The organism is Hymenobacter crusticola (assembly GCF_002154225.1).
GTDB lineage: Bacteria > Bacteroidota > Bacteroidia > Cytophagales > Hymenobacteraceae > Hymenobacter > Hymenobacter crusticola.
Map to the genome: position 1 here is coordinate 743882 of NZ_MTSE01000001.1, position 14858 is coordinate 758739.

15 protein-coding genes are annotated in these 14858 nt (G+C 52.1%); 12 read left to right on the top strand and 3 right to left on the bottom strand.

Annotation, left to right across the window (positions count from 1 at the left end):
* Positions 1-6 precede the first annotated feature (6 nt).
* Both BXP70_RS03035 and BXP70_RS03040 read left to right on the top strand, forming a co-directional pair.
* Positions 7-858, top strand: a complete 852-nt coding sequence (locus tag BXP70_RS03035; RefSeq protein ID WP_086592604.1) for a glycerophosphodiester phosphodiesterase family protein — start codon at positions 7-9, stop codon at positions 856-858.
* A gap of 304 nt (positions 859-1162) precedes the next feature.
* On the top strand, positions 1163-1618 hold the full coding sequence (locus tag BXP70_RS03040; protein WP_086592512.1) for a helix-turn-helix domain-containing protein: 456 nt from the start codon (positions 1163-1165) through the stop codon (positions 1616-1618).
* Between the two features lie 112 nt (positions 1619-1730).
* On the opposite strand, the gene BXP70_RS03045 is transcribed toward BXP70_RS03040, so the two are convergent.
* From BXP70_RS03045 to recF, 3 genes are all read right to left on the bottom strand, one after another.
* Entirely contained in the window at positions 1731-2297 is a 567-nt protein-coding gene (locus tag BXP70_RS03045) for an acyl-CoA thioesterase (RefSeq protein WP_086592513.1), read from the bottom strand.
* 466 nt (positions 2298-2763) lie between these two features.
* The gene (locus BXP70_RS03050) at positions 2764-3081 is read right to left on the bottom strand and encodes a DUF721 domain-containing protein (RefSeq protein WP_245849470.1); all 318 of its coding nucleotides are present in this window, start codon (positions 3079-3081) and stop codon (positions 2764-2766) included.
* 62 nt (positions 3082-3143) lie between these two features.
* Positions 3144-4250: a DNA replication/repair protein RecF gene (gene recF / locus BXP70_RS03055; RefSeq protein WP_086592515.1), complete on the bottom strand. Its 1107-nt coding sequence runs from the start codon at positions 4248-4250 to the stop codon at positions 3144-3146.
* Between the two features lie 185 nt (positions 4251-4435).
* Here recF and pdhA point away from each other — a divergent pair, with 185 nt between their 5' ends.
* The 10 genes from pdhA to BXP70_RS03105 all read left to right on the top strand — a co-directional run bounded on the left by pdhA (position 4436) and on the right by BXP70_RS03105 (position 14849).
* Positions 4436-5491: a pyruvate dehydrogenase (acetyl-transferring) E1 component subunit alpha gene (gene pdhA, locus BXP70_RS03060; protein WP_086592605.1), complete on the top strand. Its 1056-nt coding sequence runs from the start codon at positions 4436-4438 to the stop codon at positions 5489-5491.
* Between the two features lie 52 nt (positions 5492-5543).
* Positions 5544-6317, top strand: coding sequence for a tetratricopeptide repeat protein (locus BXP70_RS03065; protein ID WP_143436351.1), 774 nt, complete (start codon positions 5544-5546; stop codon positions 6315-6317).
* Positions 6318-6440: 123 nt separating this feature from the next.
* Positions 6441-6917, top strand: a complete 477-nt coding sequence (gene ribH, locus BXP70_RS03070) for a 6,7-dimethyl-8-ribityllumazine synthase (protein WP_086592516.1) — start codon at positions 6441-6443, stop codon at positions 6915-6917.
* Positions 6918-7171: 254 nt separating this feature from the next.
* Positions 7172-7555 (top strand): TraR/DksA family transcriptional regulator, encoded by a 384-nt coding sequence (locus BXP70_RS03075; RefSeq protein ID WP_086592517.1) that lies wholly within the window; start codon positions 7172-7174, stop codon positions 7553-7555.
* Between the two features lie 172 nt (positions 7556-7727).
* Positions 7728-9455, top strand: coding sequence for a pseudouridine synthase (locus tag BXP70_RS03080; RefSeq protein ID WP_086592518.1), 1728 nt, complete (start codon positions 7728-7730; stop codon positions 9453-9455).
* 133 nt (positions 9456-9588) lie between these two features.
* A complete protein-coding gene (locus tag BXP70_RS03085; protein WP_086592519.1) occupies positions 9589-10332 on the top strand; it encodes a type III pantothenate kinase in 744 nt (247 codons plus the stop codon).
* A complete protein-coding gene (locus tag BXP70_RS03090) occupies positions 10319-11635 on the top strand; it encodes an OmpP1/FadL family transporter (protein ID WP_143436352.1) in 1317 nt (438 codons plus the stop codon). Before BXP70_RS03085 ends, BXP70_RS03090 begins: the two co-directional genes overlap by 14 nt.
* A gap of 12 nt (positions 11636-11647) precedes the next feature.
* Complete coding sequence (gene lptC, locus BXP70_RS03095; protein WP_086592521.1) at positions 11648-12214, top strand: LPS export ABC transporter periplasmic protein LptC; 567 nt, start codon at positions 11648-11650, stop codon at positions 12212-12214.
* Between the two features lie 12 nt (positions 12215-12226).
* The gene (locus BXP70_RS03100) at positions 12227-12490 is read left to right on the top strand and encodes a hypothetical protein (protein WP_143436353.1); all 264 of its coding nucleotides are present in this window, start codon (positions 12227-12229) and stop codon (positions 12488-12490) included.
* Positions 12491-12719: 229 nt separating this feature from the next.
* Entirely contained in the window at positions 12720-14849 is a 2130-nt protein-coding gene (locus BXP70_RS03105) for a peptidylprolyl isomerase (protein WP_086592523.1), read from the top strand.
* The last annotated feature ends 9 nt before the right edge of the window (positions 14850-14858 follow it).

Consider the following 14858-nt stretch of genomic DNA (forward strand, 5'->3'; position numbering starts at 1 on the left):
ATGCGCATGATAAAAACACCCTATTTCACGAATAGCCCTGAGGTACATGGCCACCGGGGGTGCCGGGGCTTACTACCCGAAAATACACTGCCAGCTTTTCTGCATGCTTTAGAGCTAGGAGTAGACACTCTGGAACTCGACGTCGTGATTTCTGCCGATGAGCAGGTGGTCGTTTCGCACGAGCCATGGCTTTCCGCGGCGCTCTGCTTGGATGCTGATGGGCGGCCCATTGAGCCTACTAGAGAACGAGCGTTCAACTTATTTCAGCTGCCCTACGACTACATTCGACGTTGTGACTGTGGGATGCAACAGCAGCTCCGTTTCCCCGAACAGCAGCAAGTGCCAGCGTACAAACCTTTACTGCTAGAGGTACTGCGGGCAGTTGAAAAACGCACGCAAGAACTCGACCGCGCACCCGTCCACTATAGTATTGAAGTGAAGAGTAGCGCTAGGGAAGACACCGTGTTTCACCCAGCACCTAGTAGGTTTGTAGAGCTAATACTAGGGGAGGTGCACGCAGCTGGTGTCGTTGCCCGTACCGCATTTATTTCCTTTGATAAACGCGCACTCCAAGCCGCCCGCCAACAGGCTCCAGAGCTACCACTCGGCTTACTAGTAGAAGACGCTGAACCTTTCCATCAGCACCTTCAAGAGCTAGGTTTTATTCCTGCACTCTATGGCCCGGAGTTCCCATTAGTCGATGCGAAACTCATGGCTGAAGTACGGGCGCATGACATGCGCATTGTGCCCTGGACAGTCAACGAAGTTGCCGACATGCGCCGGCTTCTTGCCCTAGGTGTCGATGGCATCACAACGGATTATCCCGACCGGCTACTTAACTTTTTGCAGCGGCTGTAAGCCATCGGGTGCAGCACACTACACCGTTTACAACGTAGCTACCTACTGCTCCAACTTTGCAGTTTCGCCTTCACTTAACAGGAAGGTAAACGTACACCAGCTTTAATGTCCGAAGATCGTATGTTTCAATGCTTGAAAATACCTTTGGACACTCTAATAGGCGCTTTCAAGCGTTATATGTAATAAAAAGATCTGCTGTATCACACTGTAATAATTTACAGTGTACACGTGTATCAATACAAGTGTATACACACAATACGTTACAAGTGTACAAACTGGTGTTACATCTTGTGGTGTGTTTTACATGTACTCTTTTGTTAAATGCAACAAGTTTAACATATTTACATCTCCTGCTACATTACAAGTTTGGTTCATGCCACATCAAGGCGAAATCCTTCAAGAAGCAATAAAGAACAGTGGTATTTCAATTACCAGGATTGTTGATGAGCTAGGCATTACACGGCCAACTATCTATCGCAAATTCAAAGAGGATACACTTGATTACAACTTTGTAAAGAGGGTAGGCGATATAATTGGGCATAACTTTTCCGAAGATTTTACAGATTTACAACAAGGGGTGTTGCCTCTTGTATCGCCAAGTGTAACACAACCTGTGTTACAAGGTGTAATGCCTAAGCAACTCGTATCACAAAGCAGCGATACAGACCCTATTAAACAGCTTCTGGCTCTTCAAACCAAGTATATAGCCTTGTTGGAGGCGTACAATGAACTGCTGTTGAAAGTGTATGGGCCCAAGTAACAGAAATGTTTCACGTGGAACATTTCTGTTAATCATCCAGGATCAGATTGTACGATTCTGACAGGCGAGAATGAGCGAGAAGCAGTAAAAGGTAGATTACGAAATCGTGTGATTAATACCCAAATTTGCAGCGCTCCTTGGCCAGTAGTTCTTCCTGTTGGTTACCTGTGAGGGTCTCCCGAACAGCTGCGAAATCTTGCTGGTAACGCTGTTTAAATTCTCGCCTTTTGATAGCTTCAAGAAAGCGACGGGTGTCGACGGGGCTATCTAAAATGAGGCCCGGTACCATCGTTGGTTGACCTGCATCATTCTTCGCAACCATGGTGAAATAGGAGGTATTTGTGTGCTTCACCAAACCGGTGCGCACGTCTTCAGCAATGACCTTAATACCAACTAGGAGAGAGGTGCGGCCGACATAATTAACGGAAGCTAGGAGCGACACTAATTCGCCAACTTCTACTGGTTGCAAGAAATCTACTCCATCGACACTCACCGTCACGCAGTAAGTACCGGCGTGCTTGGAGGCAGCAGCATAAGCCACCTTATCCATGAGCGATAGAAGGATACCGCCGTGGATCTTCCCGCCGAAGTTGGCGTATCCAGGAATCATCAGCTCAGTGAGCGTTACACGTGAGTAGGAGACCGAACGGAAGTCGGGCAAAAGTGAAGAAGCACTCATAGGGAAGTTGAGGTTTGAAGCAGCTATACTTTGTGCGAGTCAGTCTAGTAGGAACCCAGCTACTAGCTGATATGAAAGTACAGTGCCAGGGTATAGGGTGTACAAAGACAGACATGCTTGCTAGGTGCAGAACACACAGGCAGTAGCAAGAGCACACAGATTACAGAGCTATTGCTGTCCGCAACACCTAGCCACGACGCAAGTCAAGCGTCTATATGAAAATGATCTAGCCTTCTGTTGAGTTAGGTCGTATTCTATTAGGCTAAGTATAGCTAAGAGATTTGGAGCTAAGTATGTCTTTAATACAGGAGAGCAAAGGAGCCGACAGACAGTAATAGTCAGCGCTCCGAAACAGCACACGAAACAAGTCTATGACATTCTTGCTGGCTGCGTCAAAGACGAGTACGCCAAATAAACCGAGAAGAGGTCTGGTAGAAAAAAGCGAAGACGTAAGAGGATGCGGCGCTTATAAGAAGATTACTTCTTGGATAACTTGCTCTCCAATTTCTGCATTGATGATTTCCATCACGCGAGTCTTCGCCATGACAAGCTCATGCTTGAGAGGAGCAGAACTGAGGCGAACAAAGAGCTTACGGTTGCTCACATACACCTCCTGCGTTTTAAGCGCTACAGCCTTGCCCATGATCCGCTCCCAACTCGACACAACCGTTACTTCGTTTAGCTTGCCTTGTAAACGGTAGGCTTTCAGCAACGCCTTAATACCGTCTTTTAGCGGTACGATATCCGCTTGGCGGGAGCTTTCAGAAGAAGTAGGTTTTTTCAAAATAAAGTACTATGGCACTCGAAGAGTGGGAGGGGCAACAAAGATACAGCGAACCTAGACAGCTATAGTGCGTGGGCTCGACCGTTTTCAACTCGAAACCGAGCAACCTGATCGGACACGCCTTGGAGTATACGGTCGGTGCGTTCTAAGTGCGTATCGGTCAAAAAAACTTGACCGAAGGTATGGTTAGCTACCAGCTGCATTAAGCGAGTGATGCGCTTTTCATCAAGACGGTCGAAAATATCATCCAACAACAGGAGCGGCTTGTGGTGCTTATGAGAGGCGATTATTTCGAAGTGAGCCAGCTTCAAGGCAATGGCGTACGACTTCTGCTGGCCTTGCGAGCCGTAGTTCTTAACGAGCAAGTCATCCATCAGAAATACGTAATCGTCCTTATGTGGCCCAGTGGTAGTCCGTTGCAATGCTAAGTCTTTTCGCTCGTTGATGCGTAAGAGTTGGCCGAAGTCTGCTTCTGGCAACTGGCTCTTATACTCTAAGGTGACGTTCTCTTGGCCGTCGGCTAGCTGCTGGTAATGCCGTTGAAAGATCGGGATGAACTCCATCAGAAATTGTTGACGTTGCTGTACTAGCTGTTCGCCCAAAGGGGTCAGCTGCTCATCGAGCACTAATAAATAATCGCGGTCGTACCCCTGCCGGTCGGCTGCTAGTTTCAAGAGCGAATTGCGCTGACGTAATAAATGAGAGTACTTGATCAGCAACTCCAGATACTCATGATCGAGTTGTGACATGATACTATCGAAATACTTACGCCGGTCTTCGCTGCCCTGCCGAATCAGATCAGTATCATAAGGAGAGATAAGCACCACTGGGTAGCGGCCAATGTGCTCCGTGATTCGATCATAGGGCTGCTTGTTGTGCGTGACAACTTTTTTTTGCCCTAGGCGGAGACTGCACTGAATGGTCTCGGTCGTATCTGGTGGCGTACGAAACTTGCCTTTCACCACAAAGAATTCGGCTCCTTGTTTAATGCTCTGTGCGTCGGTAGAAGTAAAAGCACTTCTAGTAAGCGACAAGTAATGAATGGCATCTAGCAAGTTGGTCTTGCCGCTGCCATTATCGCCCACAAAGCAATTGATGTGGGGCGAGAAGCCTAAGTTGGCTTCGTCGTAATTCTTAAAGAACAGAAGGTGTAGACTTTCGAGAATCATTCAGGTTCGGAATTGCAATCCTTTTACGTATTTTCGCATCCCAAACGCGAACAACCAAGAGCACAATGGCGGAAACGAAAGTAAAGGCTGCTTCAAATGCTTCCAACTCGGCGGACAACTCGTCGAACCAAGAAGGAGCTAACAACCCTACAGCTGCTACCGATACGATAAAACAGCCAGATCCTATGCTACCGCCTTCTAACGATGAAGCCGAAGCAGCAGCAGGTTCGCCCAAAGCTGAATCGACCGAGAACCCAGAGTTCTCGAAGGAGCAATACCTAGCTTGGTATGAGCAAATGCAACTCATGCGGAAGTTTGAGGAGAAGGCTGGTCAGCTATACGGTCAGCAAAAGATCAAAGGTTTCTGCCACCTTTATATTGGGCAGGAAGCTTGCGCTGCTGGCGCCGTATCGGCCTTGCAAAAAGGTGATAAATACATCACCGCTTACCGCGACCACGCGCACCCGCTAGCCCTCGGTACTTCACCGAATGCCATCATGGCTGAGCTGTTTGCTAAAGCAACGGGCTGCTCAAAAGGTAAAGGCGGCTCCATGCACATCTTCGATAAGGAAGTGAACTTCATGGGGGGCCACGGTATCGTAGGCGCGCAAGTACCCCTAGGCGCTGGTATCGCTTTCGCTGAGAAGTACAACGAAACGGGTAACCTCTGCATCTGCTACATGGGCGATGGAGCTGTGCGCCAAGGTGCCCTGCACGAGGCTTTCAACATGGCAATGCTGTGGAAGCTGCCCGTTATTTTCGTAGTAGAAAATAACGGCTACGCTATGGGCACTTCGGTCCAGCGTACCTCCAACGTAACGGAACTCTACAAGCTAGGCTTAAGCTACGACATGCCATCGGAGCCAGTGAACGCCATGAACGTGGAAGATGTGCACCAAGCTGTAGCTCGCGCCGCTGAGCGTGCCCGCGCCGGTGAGGGGCCAACGTTCCTAGAATTCAAAACCTACCGTTACAAGGGTCACTCTATGAGCGACCCAGCGAAGTATCGCACCAAAGAAGAGGTAGAAGAGTACCGCCACCGCGATGCCATCGAAGCAGTTCGTCATACCATCCTGACGAACAACATGGCATCGGAAGAAGATTTAACGGCAATAGATGAGCGCATTAAGGAACAAGTTAATGCCTCTGTGGAGTTTGCAGAAAAGTCGCCATACCCAACTCCTGATGAACTGTACAAAGACGTGTACGTGCAGCAGGACTACCCTTACATCCGCGACTAGCATCCTCCATTATATATCCGCCGACTGCTAGGTCGTCCTTTGAAATTACAGAATGTCGAAGATTCCTTATACGCGCAATAGCCCAACGGCACGCCAGCAAACCACGCAGGTGCCCGCTGACCCGAACCAGCCCCTTGGTGAGGTGAATCCGGAGCATCCGTTGCTAGAGAACCCTGATGCTTTGGCAGAACGCCTAGCTAACTCGGAAGACTTCTTGCGCCGGAATAAAACTGTACTGCTAGGAGTACTGACGGTGGTCGTGCTGGCTGTAGTAGGTGCCTTTGGGTACTATACGTGGCGCTCTTCGCAAGATGAGAAAGGGCAGGCTGCCATGTTTCAAGCCGTACATTACTGGGAAGCCGATTCCCTGAAGAAGGCTATGAAGGGCGACGGTCAGTATGATGGTCTGGAGTCGGTAGCCTCGCAATACAGCGGTACGAAAGCGGGCAACCTAGCCAACTTCTACGCTGGTGTAGCTTCGCTGAAAGAAGGCAAATTTCAAGCGGCTATTGACTATCTGGAAGACTTCAGCTCAGATGACCTATTGGTGCAAGCTCGCGCATACGCCTTGCTTGGCGACGCCAACTTAGAGCTTGGCAAAACCAAGGAAGCCGCCGACTTGTACGAGAAAGCTGCTACCACCAATGCCAACGAATTCTTCTCACCTAGCTACCTACTAAAGGAAGCTACTGCTCGCGAGCTGGCCAAAGATTACGATGGCGCTATCAAGGCATATGAGCGAATTATCGACGAGTACCAGACTGCTGCTGAGGTCAACGAAGCACGGGAAGCGAAAGCGCGGGTAGAGGCTTTAGCAGGTAAGTAAGCCTGGGTTACTTTTACAAAAAGAAAGGACGGTCTGGTACCGTCCTTTCTTTTTGTAGGCGGGTTTTGCAAGCAAAAGCTAGCCTGCATCTTTGTCTGTCAATCAAAAAATACTTAGCAGAAGATGGCCACATCCCTGAAGAACCTGAGCGATTATACGTCCGACAATTTTATCGACATCACCGATAAGCGTTTTGGTCTGGTAGTCGCCGAGTGGAACCGTGAGATTACCGACGTACTGAGCGCTGGTGCTTACGAAACCCTACTTAAGCACGGCGCGCAAGCGGACAATATATTTCGCAACACGGTGCCTGGCAGCTTCGAGTTGACTTTTGGTGCTCAGCTCTTGGCGCAGCACGAGGAGATAGATGCGGTGATTTGCCTAGGCGTAGTAATCAAAGGCGAAACCAAACACGACGACTACATTTGTCACGCTGTAGCCAATGGCATTACGAACGTAAGCTTGAAGTTTAACAAGCCCGTCATTTTTGGCCTGGTAACTACAAATAACCTAGAACAAGCTTGGGACCGGGCAGGTGGCAAGCACGGCAACAAAGGAGTAGAAGCTGCGGTAGCGGCTATTCACATGCTTGGCTTCTAGCCGATAAAGCCTGCGTGAACTTATCGTGTAATACGAGAATGCTATTGGTGCAATAACGTACAAAACCGTAGCTTTGCATCAGATAAGATAATTGTACTGATAAGTAAAAAAGCTAGGATAGGTTTTTGCTGTCTAGATAGGTACAAACTTATTGATACTAAGTCCTGTTGAGAGTACCATCAAGGCCTCATTAGTACTTGGTAAGCTTACACACCTGTTTTGTTATCATTTGCTACTTATTTCCCTGATCCAACATGAGTGAAGAGAACCTGCGCTATTCCAGGGAAGAACTGGCTGAATTCGAGGAGATCATCCAAGATAAGCTCACGGCAGCCCGCAAGGAATTAGCATTCATCAAAGAAACATTGAGCCGCCGCAACGACTCGGGTACCGACAACACAGCATCTTCTTCGAAGGTACTAGAGGACGGTGCCGATACGGCGGAAAAAGAAAGCCTGAACCAGTTGGCTTCCCGCCAGATGAAGTTCATCCAGCAGCTTGAGAATGCCCAGCACCGCATCAAGAATGGTACTTACGGTGTGTGTATTGGCACTGGCAAACTAATTCCGAAGGAGCGCCTACGCGCCGTACCGCACACGCAGCACTCCATCGAGGCCAAAATGGCCCGTCGCGACTAGCTTCGTTTCTATCTTTTACACTGCCCGGACTTTCGGCTAACTTCCATGTGAAGTTTGCTGCTAGTCCGGGCACTGTTTTCTAGGGCTAGGTGTTAGCTAGCCCTCAGATTATCAAAGCATACCAGTTTTCTCTTTATTCGTACCGTAGCGATACGGCACTAAGCTCGCAACCATGGGCAAGAAACACAACACAGATGATAACGCCGGCCGTCGGGGTCGTGCTAACAGCCGCTTCTCAGACAAGCAGGGCTCTGATCGAAATAACGAAGGCTTCCGCAAGTTCTTCGATAAGCCTAAGCCAGCCAGCGACAAGCCGGGCAAAGATCGAGTAAGGGGTGAAGGCTCCCGAGGCAGTGAATATCCTTCGCGGCCAACGTTTGGCCGCCCGGCAGGCAAACCTAGCTTTGGCGGCAACTCGACCAATCGCTTCGAAGATCGGGGTGGAAACAGCCGGGGCAATGACGACCGTCGTTCTTTCGACCGTGGTGGTTACGGCGGCCGCAATTCATCTGGCGGTCGGGGTAACGATCGGACTGAGCGCCCGAACAATCGCTTCGATGACCGCCGCGGCGAGGATCAACGTCCAGCGCGGCCTTACGAACCAAAAGCTACGTGGTCGGGTCAGCCTTATCAACAAGAAGGGAAGCCTACAGTGCCACGCGGAGCGGCTGGCGAGCGTAATCGTAAATTCAATAAGGCAAACCCGTTCGAGAACAAATCTGCCGCTGATAACAAGCCTGCTGCCCCGCGAGAGGAAGGCGTCAAGCGTTCAGAAGATAATGGCCCCAACCGGGAAATCCGGCCGGCACGTCCCTTCGATTATCGGGGTGCGCCTGATACCCTAGGTGCCAACAGCCGCGGACCACGTTCCGAAGGTGGCTTCGGCCAGCGCAGCACGGGCGAGCGAGGCTTAGGCAACCGTGGCTTTGGTAGCGACCGTCACGACGGACCTAGTCGCGGCTTCAATCGGCGCGACGATAAAGGCGACGGTTCACGTACTTTCCGCGAAATACGGGAAGCTGCTAAATCCGGCGAAAAACGCTTTGGTCGGGATGCTAATTCCAATCAGGCAGGCAAGCCAAAGCGCGGCGAGATAGCAGGCCAGGCGCCTGATTACAAAAACCTACGGCACTACGAAGAAGACAAAAACCGCGGCAACAAGCGTCGGCGCAACGATGAAGATTTCGGCAACGAAACCATGCGCCTCAACCGCTACATTGCTAACGCCGGTATCTGCTCGCGTCGGGAAGCTGACGCGCTAATTGCGGCCGGAGAAATTCGGGTGAATGGTGAAGTAGTAACGGAGATGGGTTACCAAGTGCAGCCCAGCGACACGGTGCAGTACGGCAAAACCAACCTCAAGCGCGAGAAGCTTGTGTACGTATTGCTGAATAAGCCCAAGGATTTTATTACAACTACTGACGACCCTGAGGGGCGCCGGACGGTGATGGAATTAGTGGCAGGAGCTTCCACGGAGCGTTTGTTTCCCGTTGGCCGCCTAGACCGTAATACTACAGGGTTGCTGCTGTTCACCAATGACGGTGAAGTTGCTCAGAAGCTGAGCCATCCGTCGCACAAGAACAAAAAGATTTATCAAGTAGAACTAAGTCAGCCCCTCACCGAAGATCACCTGCGCCAAATTGCGGAGGGGGTAGTCCTGGAAGATGGCAAAGCAGAAGTAGATGACGTAGCCGTTGTGGCAGGCAACGCGCACTTCGTCGGCGTTGAATTGCACACTGGTCGCAACCGCATCGTGCGCCGCATTTTCGAGCACCTAGGTTACGAAGTGGTAGCACTGGACCGGGTGCAGTACGCTGGCCTGACGAAGAAGGACCTGCCACGTGGTAAGTGGCGCTTCCTGAACGAGAAAGAAGTTATTCGGCTAAAGTATTTTATGTAAGACGCAACCATGAGAGCCGCTCGCGGCTCTTCATGTTCCATATGTGTCTTTCTCTTCAGATAACAGCGTTTGGTTGGCGACTAGCTAACTTGGCGCTGTTATCCGAAGAACCTAGCTTTCGTACTCGCCTTTCATGCGTAGCCTAACCGTCGACATTGGCAACACTGCCATCAAGTATGGCTGCTTTGAAGATGGCGTCCTACGAGAGTCGGCGGTACTACAAACAGACCAGCAGTTGCTAGCCATTGCAAAGCGACTTACGCCTGCGCACGCTATCATCTCCTCGGTGGTATCACCAACGGCTGCTTGGTCGGCAGCGCTGCGACCAGCGGTGTTAGGGCAGGTCCTGGAGTTTGCTCCGGCAACAACACCATTGCCCCTGCGCAACGCATACGCGACGCCTCACACCCTAGGGGCCGATCGGCTAGCAGCGGCGGTAGGAGCGGCTTGGCTCCGGCCGAATGCTGACACCCTCATCCTGGATGTTGGTACGGCTATTAAGTGCGACTGGGTAGAAGGAGGCCACACTTTCCGGGGCGGCAGTATAGCACCGGGTCTACGGCTGCGTTTTCAGGCGCTACATACGTTTACTGGGCGTCTGCCGTTGGTAGAACTGCCCACCGACCTCGGGGCCCCGGTGCCGCTTACCGGCGATGATACGCAAAGCGCCATCCGAAGCGGCGTGTTGAACGGAGCCGTAGCGGAAGTTAACGGACTGATCGACAGCTACCGCGAGCGGCACCCCACCCTAGGTGTCGTGTTGGCTGGTGGCGACGCTAACTTTTTTCAACCCCGGCTGAAAGGCCGTATCTTTGTCATCCCCGAACTCGTGCTGATCGGGCTTCACCGAATTTTGGTGCATAATGTGGAAGAATAGAATTGCCGGCTTGGTCGGTTTGACGTTAGTAGGCCTGGTGGCCGCCCCGCGCAGCCAAGGACAAGGGCTCGGCAACTCGCCCTATTCTCGATTGGGGTTAGGCGATGCAAATCCGAACCTAGGAGGCACTCGTCAACTCGGCATGGGAGGCGTAGGCTTAGCGGCGCCCAACGGGGTTCAGGTGAATGATCTGAATCCGGCCCTGATCTACTACACAGGCCGCACGACTTACGAAGTTGGCATTAATGGGCAGTTCCACACGGTCCGCAACCGAACTCAGTCGCAACGCGACGGGAGTGCTACACTTGGGTACCTAGCTTTCGCCGTGCCTATTTCGAAGTGGTGGGCGGCATCGGCGGGCCTGCGGCCCTACAGCGCAGTCGATTATAACTCGACTTCAACGGGCGGTGTAGCGGGCGACCCTAACGGGCAAACGAAGGAGCAAAACACGGGTACGGGCGGATTGGCAGAAGCGCACATGTCGCACGCTTTCCGTGTGGCCAAGGGTCTGACGGTGGGCGGCACGGCCTCCTACGTATTTGGTAGCATCGACCTGGCATCGGGAGTAAGTCTAACCAGTGCTGCAACTACCATCAACACCATCGAGCATGTGCACTATTCCGACTTCACCTATCGGGCAGGTGTGCACTACCGAAACAAGCTCAACAGTAACCTCAACTACAATGTCGCTGGCGTCTATACTTTCCAGTCGCATCTGAATGGCTTCCGGAATACGTCCATTGAGCGACTAGACGGCTCAGTAGTAACGAGCACAATCCCGCAAGTAGTCAACCAGCAGGGCGAAGCGGTTGTACCCGGCCTTGCTCAAGCTGGGGTCAGCTTCGACAACAATAAGAACTGGAGTATCAACCTAGACGCGGCCCACCAACAATGGTCAGAGTTCCGCTCGTTTGGGGTGAAAGGAGGCGTAACAACAGGCGTAACCCTGAGCGACACGTGGCGGGCAGGCATCGGCGGCGAAATAGCGCCGGATCCTTCGTCCGTCGACAACTACTTCAAGCGAGTAAGTTACCGGGCTGGGCTGAGCGTTGCCCAGATGCCATACCGGCCCGACGGGCGGGTGATGTACGACCGGGCCGTGAGCTGGGGCTTCTCATTCCCGCTGCCCTCGGCGACGGTGCTAGATGCTACTACCATCAACCTAGCCTTCACCTACGGCCAGCGCGGCAACACGGCCAAGAGCATTGAGAACCCGAGCGGTAACATCAAAGAGGATTATGTCCGGGCGCAGCTTGGCGTATCGCTGAATAACCGCTGGTTCTTGAAGCGGCGCATTGAATAACGTAACCTAGCTATGGTACCCAACGGAAATTCGCTCGCGCGAGGCCTTGTTTTGCTGGGCTTGCTGGGTGCAATCAGTTGCCAAAAGAAAGAGGATGGCCCGGTGAAAAAAATCACTTACAAGGGCCCAACCGTCGAAACGAGCAACGTCCTCACGTTGATCAGCGATTCGGCGCGGCTCCAGATCCGGTTGAAGGCGCCCTTGGAGCAAACCTTTGAGAGTGGCGACCAAATCTACCCGAACGGGATGAACGTGTTGTTCTACAGCAAAGATGGTACGCGGGTCGACAACACCTTGCAAGGCAAGTACGGCAAGTTTGAAAAGGCCAAAAACCTTTACACGGTGCGCGGCGACGTGCAAGTAGGCAACAAGGAGAAGCAGCAAAAGATGTACACGGAGGAGATGTTCTACGACAAACAGAAAAACCTCGTCTACACCGACTCAGCTACTTTCGCTAAAGTTGTTACCCCCACCGACTCGCTAACAGGTTATGGGTTGACTTACAACATGGTAACGGGAATTTACCGCTTTCACCGGCCGACGGGCGTGTTTAGCGCACAACTGCCCAGCGGTAAGTAGACCTAGCTTTTTATGCGTTTCGATCGATCCTTATTGCGCACCATTCTCTTCTCGCTGACGGTTGTCGCGATGGTGATTGGGGTATACCAAACAGTGCTGCAAGATGACCAGAATGCCGTGCGCGACAATTACTGGTTGTTCACGTTTGCGTTCAGCTTCTATCTTATTTATTGGTACCTAGGCCGCAAAGACCGCGAAGCCGCGAAGCCACTTCCTAAAAAGTCGACTCCTGTCGCTAGCGTTGGCAAAGCCAAACCGCCGCGCAAAAAGCGTTAAATACAGGGCAAAATTGGAGGGCATCTTCGTCATAGAAAGAGCTTTACTTCTTTGAACGACCTCCTTACGTGGTAGTGTTCAGGCGAAGGAAAGCTCTTTCTGAATTTAGTGGAACAAGCAAGTTTGCCAACATACCCTAGCATTTCACGAAAGCACCTTTGAATCCCCGCCGGATTCTGGTTATTTTGCGACTCTTTCACTTTTCTATACTGCGCTTTATTTCAAGTACATGGCTTTAATTAACACGATTCGCGAAAAATCGGGCTGGGCCGTTGGCGCCATCGTCATCGGTTTGCTGCTCTTCATCGTGGGTGGCGACCTGATCGGCGGCCGCAACCGTCTCTTCAATCGCAATGAAACGACGGTGGGCGAAATAGCCGGGGAAAAAGTGGACCGCGCTGACTTTGAGAATACCCTGGAGCAGGCGAAGCAGAACTTCATCGCGCAGCAGGGCCGTCAGCCCGATGAGCAAACGATGGGTTACCTGCGCGACCAGGCTTGGAACCAAACCATCTACCGCATCGCCTTCCAGAAGGAGTTTGATCGGCTAGGTCTGAAAGTGTCGGACGAAGAAGTCGTAGACCTGGTGCAGGGCAAGAACATGGACCCGAGTGTACGCCAAGCCTTCACCGACCCCAAAACGGGGCAGTTCGACCGGACGAAGCTGATTCAATACTTGCAAAACCTCGACAAGCTGCCGCCCCAAGCCCAGGACATGTGGCATAACTTCGAGGCCGGTCTAACGCCCACGCGCCTTGGCAACAAGTACAACAATCTGATCAAGATGTCGACGTATGTGACGACGGCCGAGGCCAAGCGCTACAACGAGGATCAGAACGCAAAAGCCAACATCCGCTATTTGTTTGTGCCTTACTTCTCCATCTCCGACTCGGCGGTGAAAGTGAGTGACAGCCAGTTGCAAGCTTACCTCGATGCTCACAAGAGCCGCTACAAAGTAGAGGAAGGCCGCAGCATCGAGTACGTGAGTATTCCGGTAGTAGCTTCCAAAGAAGATAGTGCCGCCGTAAAAAGCACCGTCAACCAGCTCGCCGAGCAGTTTCGCAACGCCCCGAACGATTCGCTGTTTGTGAAACTGAACTCCGATCAGCCCTACAACGGAGCGTTCATCACGCCGGCCGACATGCCTGAGAAGCTGCGCGCCGAACTACCGCTGAAAGTGGGCACTGTGTATGGCCCTTACGCCGAAAACGGCGTGTACTCCATTTTTAAAGTGACGGGTGAAAAAGCCGGCCCGCAAGCTTCGGCCCGCGCCAGCCACATCCTGATCAAGCCAGAAGGCACAACCCCCGAGGCTAAAGCGGCCGCGAAAGCCAAAGCCCAGGACATTCTGAACAAGATCAAAGGTGGAGCTGACTTCGCCGCGATGGCTCGCCAGTACGGCACCGACGGCACCACGGCTACTGGCGGCGACCTAGGTTGGTTCACGCAGGGCCGTATGGTACCCGAGTTCGAGAAAGCTGTATTTGGTGCTGCAAAGACTGGCCTGTTGCCCGCGCCGGTAGAAACTTCTTTCGGCTACCACATCATCAAAATCACGGCGCCGAAAACAAACCAGACGTATCAGGTTGCTGCCGTTCAGAAGAGCATTGTGCCCTCGGATGCTACGCGCGAAGCTGCTTACCAGAAAGCGCAGGAGCTGAAAGGCCAGGCGGAAGACCTGGATTCGTTCCGCAAAGCTGTAGCAAAAGATAAAACCTTGCAGAAGCAGGAAGCCAAAGGCCTAGGTCGTGGCGACCGGAACGTAAACAACCTACAAAACGCCCGCTCAGTAGTTCGTTGGGCATATGGGTTCAACCCGGATGGCAAGAGCACAAAAATTGGCGATGTGTCGCCGGTGTTCGACGACCTAGGTGACCAGTACGTTATTGCCGTTCTGACTGGTGAGCGGGGCAAAGGTACCGCCGACGTGGCGAGCCTAAAGCCTGAACTAGCTGCCCAAGTACGCAACGAAGAAAAAGCCAAGCAGATCATCATGAAGCTAAATGGCAAGTCGGGTTCCTTGGAGCAGCTTGCCGCCGCCTATGGTTCTGCCGCCCAAGTGAAAACGGCGAATGATGTTGTGCTATCTTCTGGTACAATTCCGGGCCTAGGTAGTGAGCCAGTTGCTGTAGGAAAAGCCTTTGGTATGAAGCCTGGCCAGAAATCAGGCCCAATTCAAGGGGAGCAAGGCGTGCTGATCGTGGAAACAGTAAGCGTCAACAAGCCCACGGCTCCCGCCGATGTGAAGACCATCCGCCAGCAGCTAGCTGCGCAGCGTTCGGCTCGCCTCGATGGTGCCATCTATGAAGCCGTGAAAGCAAAGTCCGACATCAAAGACGAGCGTACGAAGTTCTTCTAAACCGCTCCA

Bases quoted from the DNA above. Each gene is read 5' to 3' on its own strand.
- BXP70_RS03035 (WP_086592604.1), top strand. From the start codon at position 7: ATGATAAAAACACCCTATTTCACGAATAGCCCTGAGGTACATGGCCAC.
- BXP70_RS03040 (WP_086592512.1), top strand. From the start codon at position 1,163: ATGTACTCTTTTGTTAAATGCAACAAGTTTAACATATTTACATCTCCT.
- BXP70_RS03045 (WP_086592513.1), bottom strand. From the start codon at position 2,297: ATGAGTGCTTCTTCACTTTTGCCCGACTTCCGTTCGGTCTCCTACTCA.
- recF (WP_086592515.1), bottom strand. From the start codon at position 4,250: ATGATTCTCGAAAGTCTACACCTTCTGTTCTTTAAGAATTACGACGAA.
- pdhA (WP_086592605.1), top strand. From the start codon at position 4,436: ATGCTACCGCCTTCTAACGATGAAGCCGAAGCAGCAGCAGGTTCGCCC.
- BXP70_RS03065 (WP_143436351.1), top strand. From the start codon at position 5,544: ATGTCGAAGATTCCTTATACGCGCAATAGCCCAACGGCACGCCAGCAA.
- ribH (WP_086592516.1), top strand. From the start codon at position 6,441: ATGGCCACATCCCTGAAGAACCTGAGCGATTATACGTCCGACAATTTT.
- BXP70_RS03075 (WP_086592517.1), top strand. From the start codon at position 7,172: ATGAGTGAAGAGAACCTGCGCTATTCCAGGGAAGAACTGGCTGAATTC.
- BXP70_RS03080 (WP_086592518.1), top strand. From the start codon at position 7,728: ATGGGCAAGAAACACAACACAGATGATAACGCCGGCCGTCGGGGTCGT.
- BXP70_RS03085 (WP_086592519.1), top strand. From the start codon at position 9,589: ATGCGTAGCCTAACCGTCGACATTGGCAACACTGCCATCAAGTATGGC.
- BXP70_RS03090 (WP_143436352.1), top strand. From the start codon at position 10,319: ATGTGGAAGAATAGAATTGCCGGCTTGGTCGGTTTGACGTTAGTAGGC.
- lptC (WP_086592521.1), top strand. From the start codon at position 11,648: ATGGTACCCAACGGAAATTCGCTCGCGCGAGGCCTTGTTTTGCTGGGC.
- BXP70_RS03100 (WP_143436353.1), top strand. From the start codon at position 12,227: ATGCGTTTCGATCGATCCTTATTGCGCACCATTCTCTTCTCGCTGACG.
- BXP70_RS03105 (WP_086592523.1), top strand. From the start codon at position 12,720: ATGGCTTTAATTAACACGATTCGCGAAAAATCGGGCTGGGCCGTTGGC.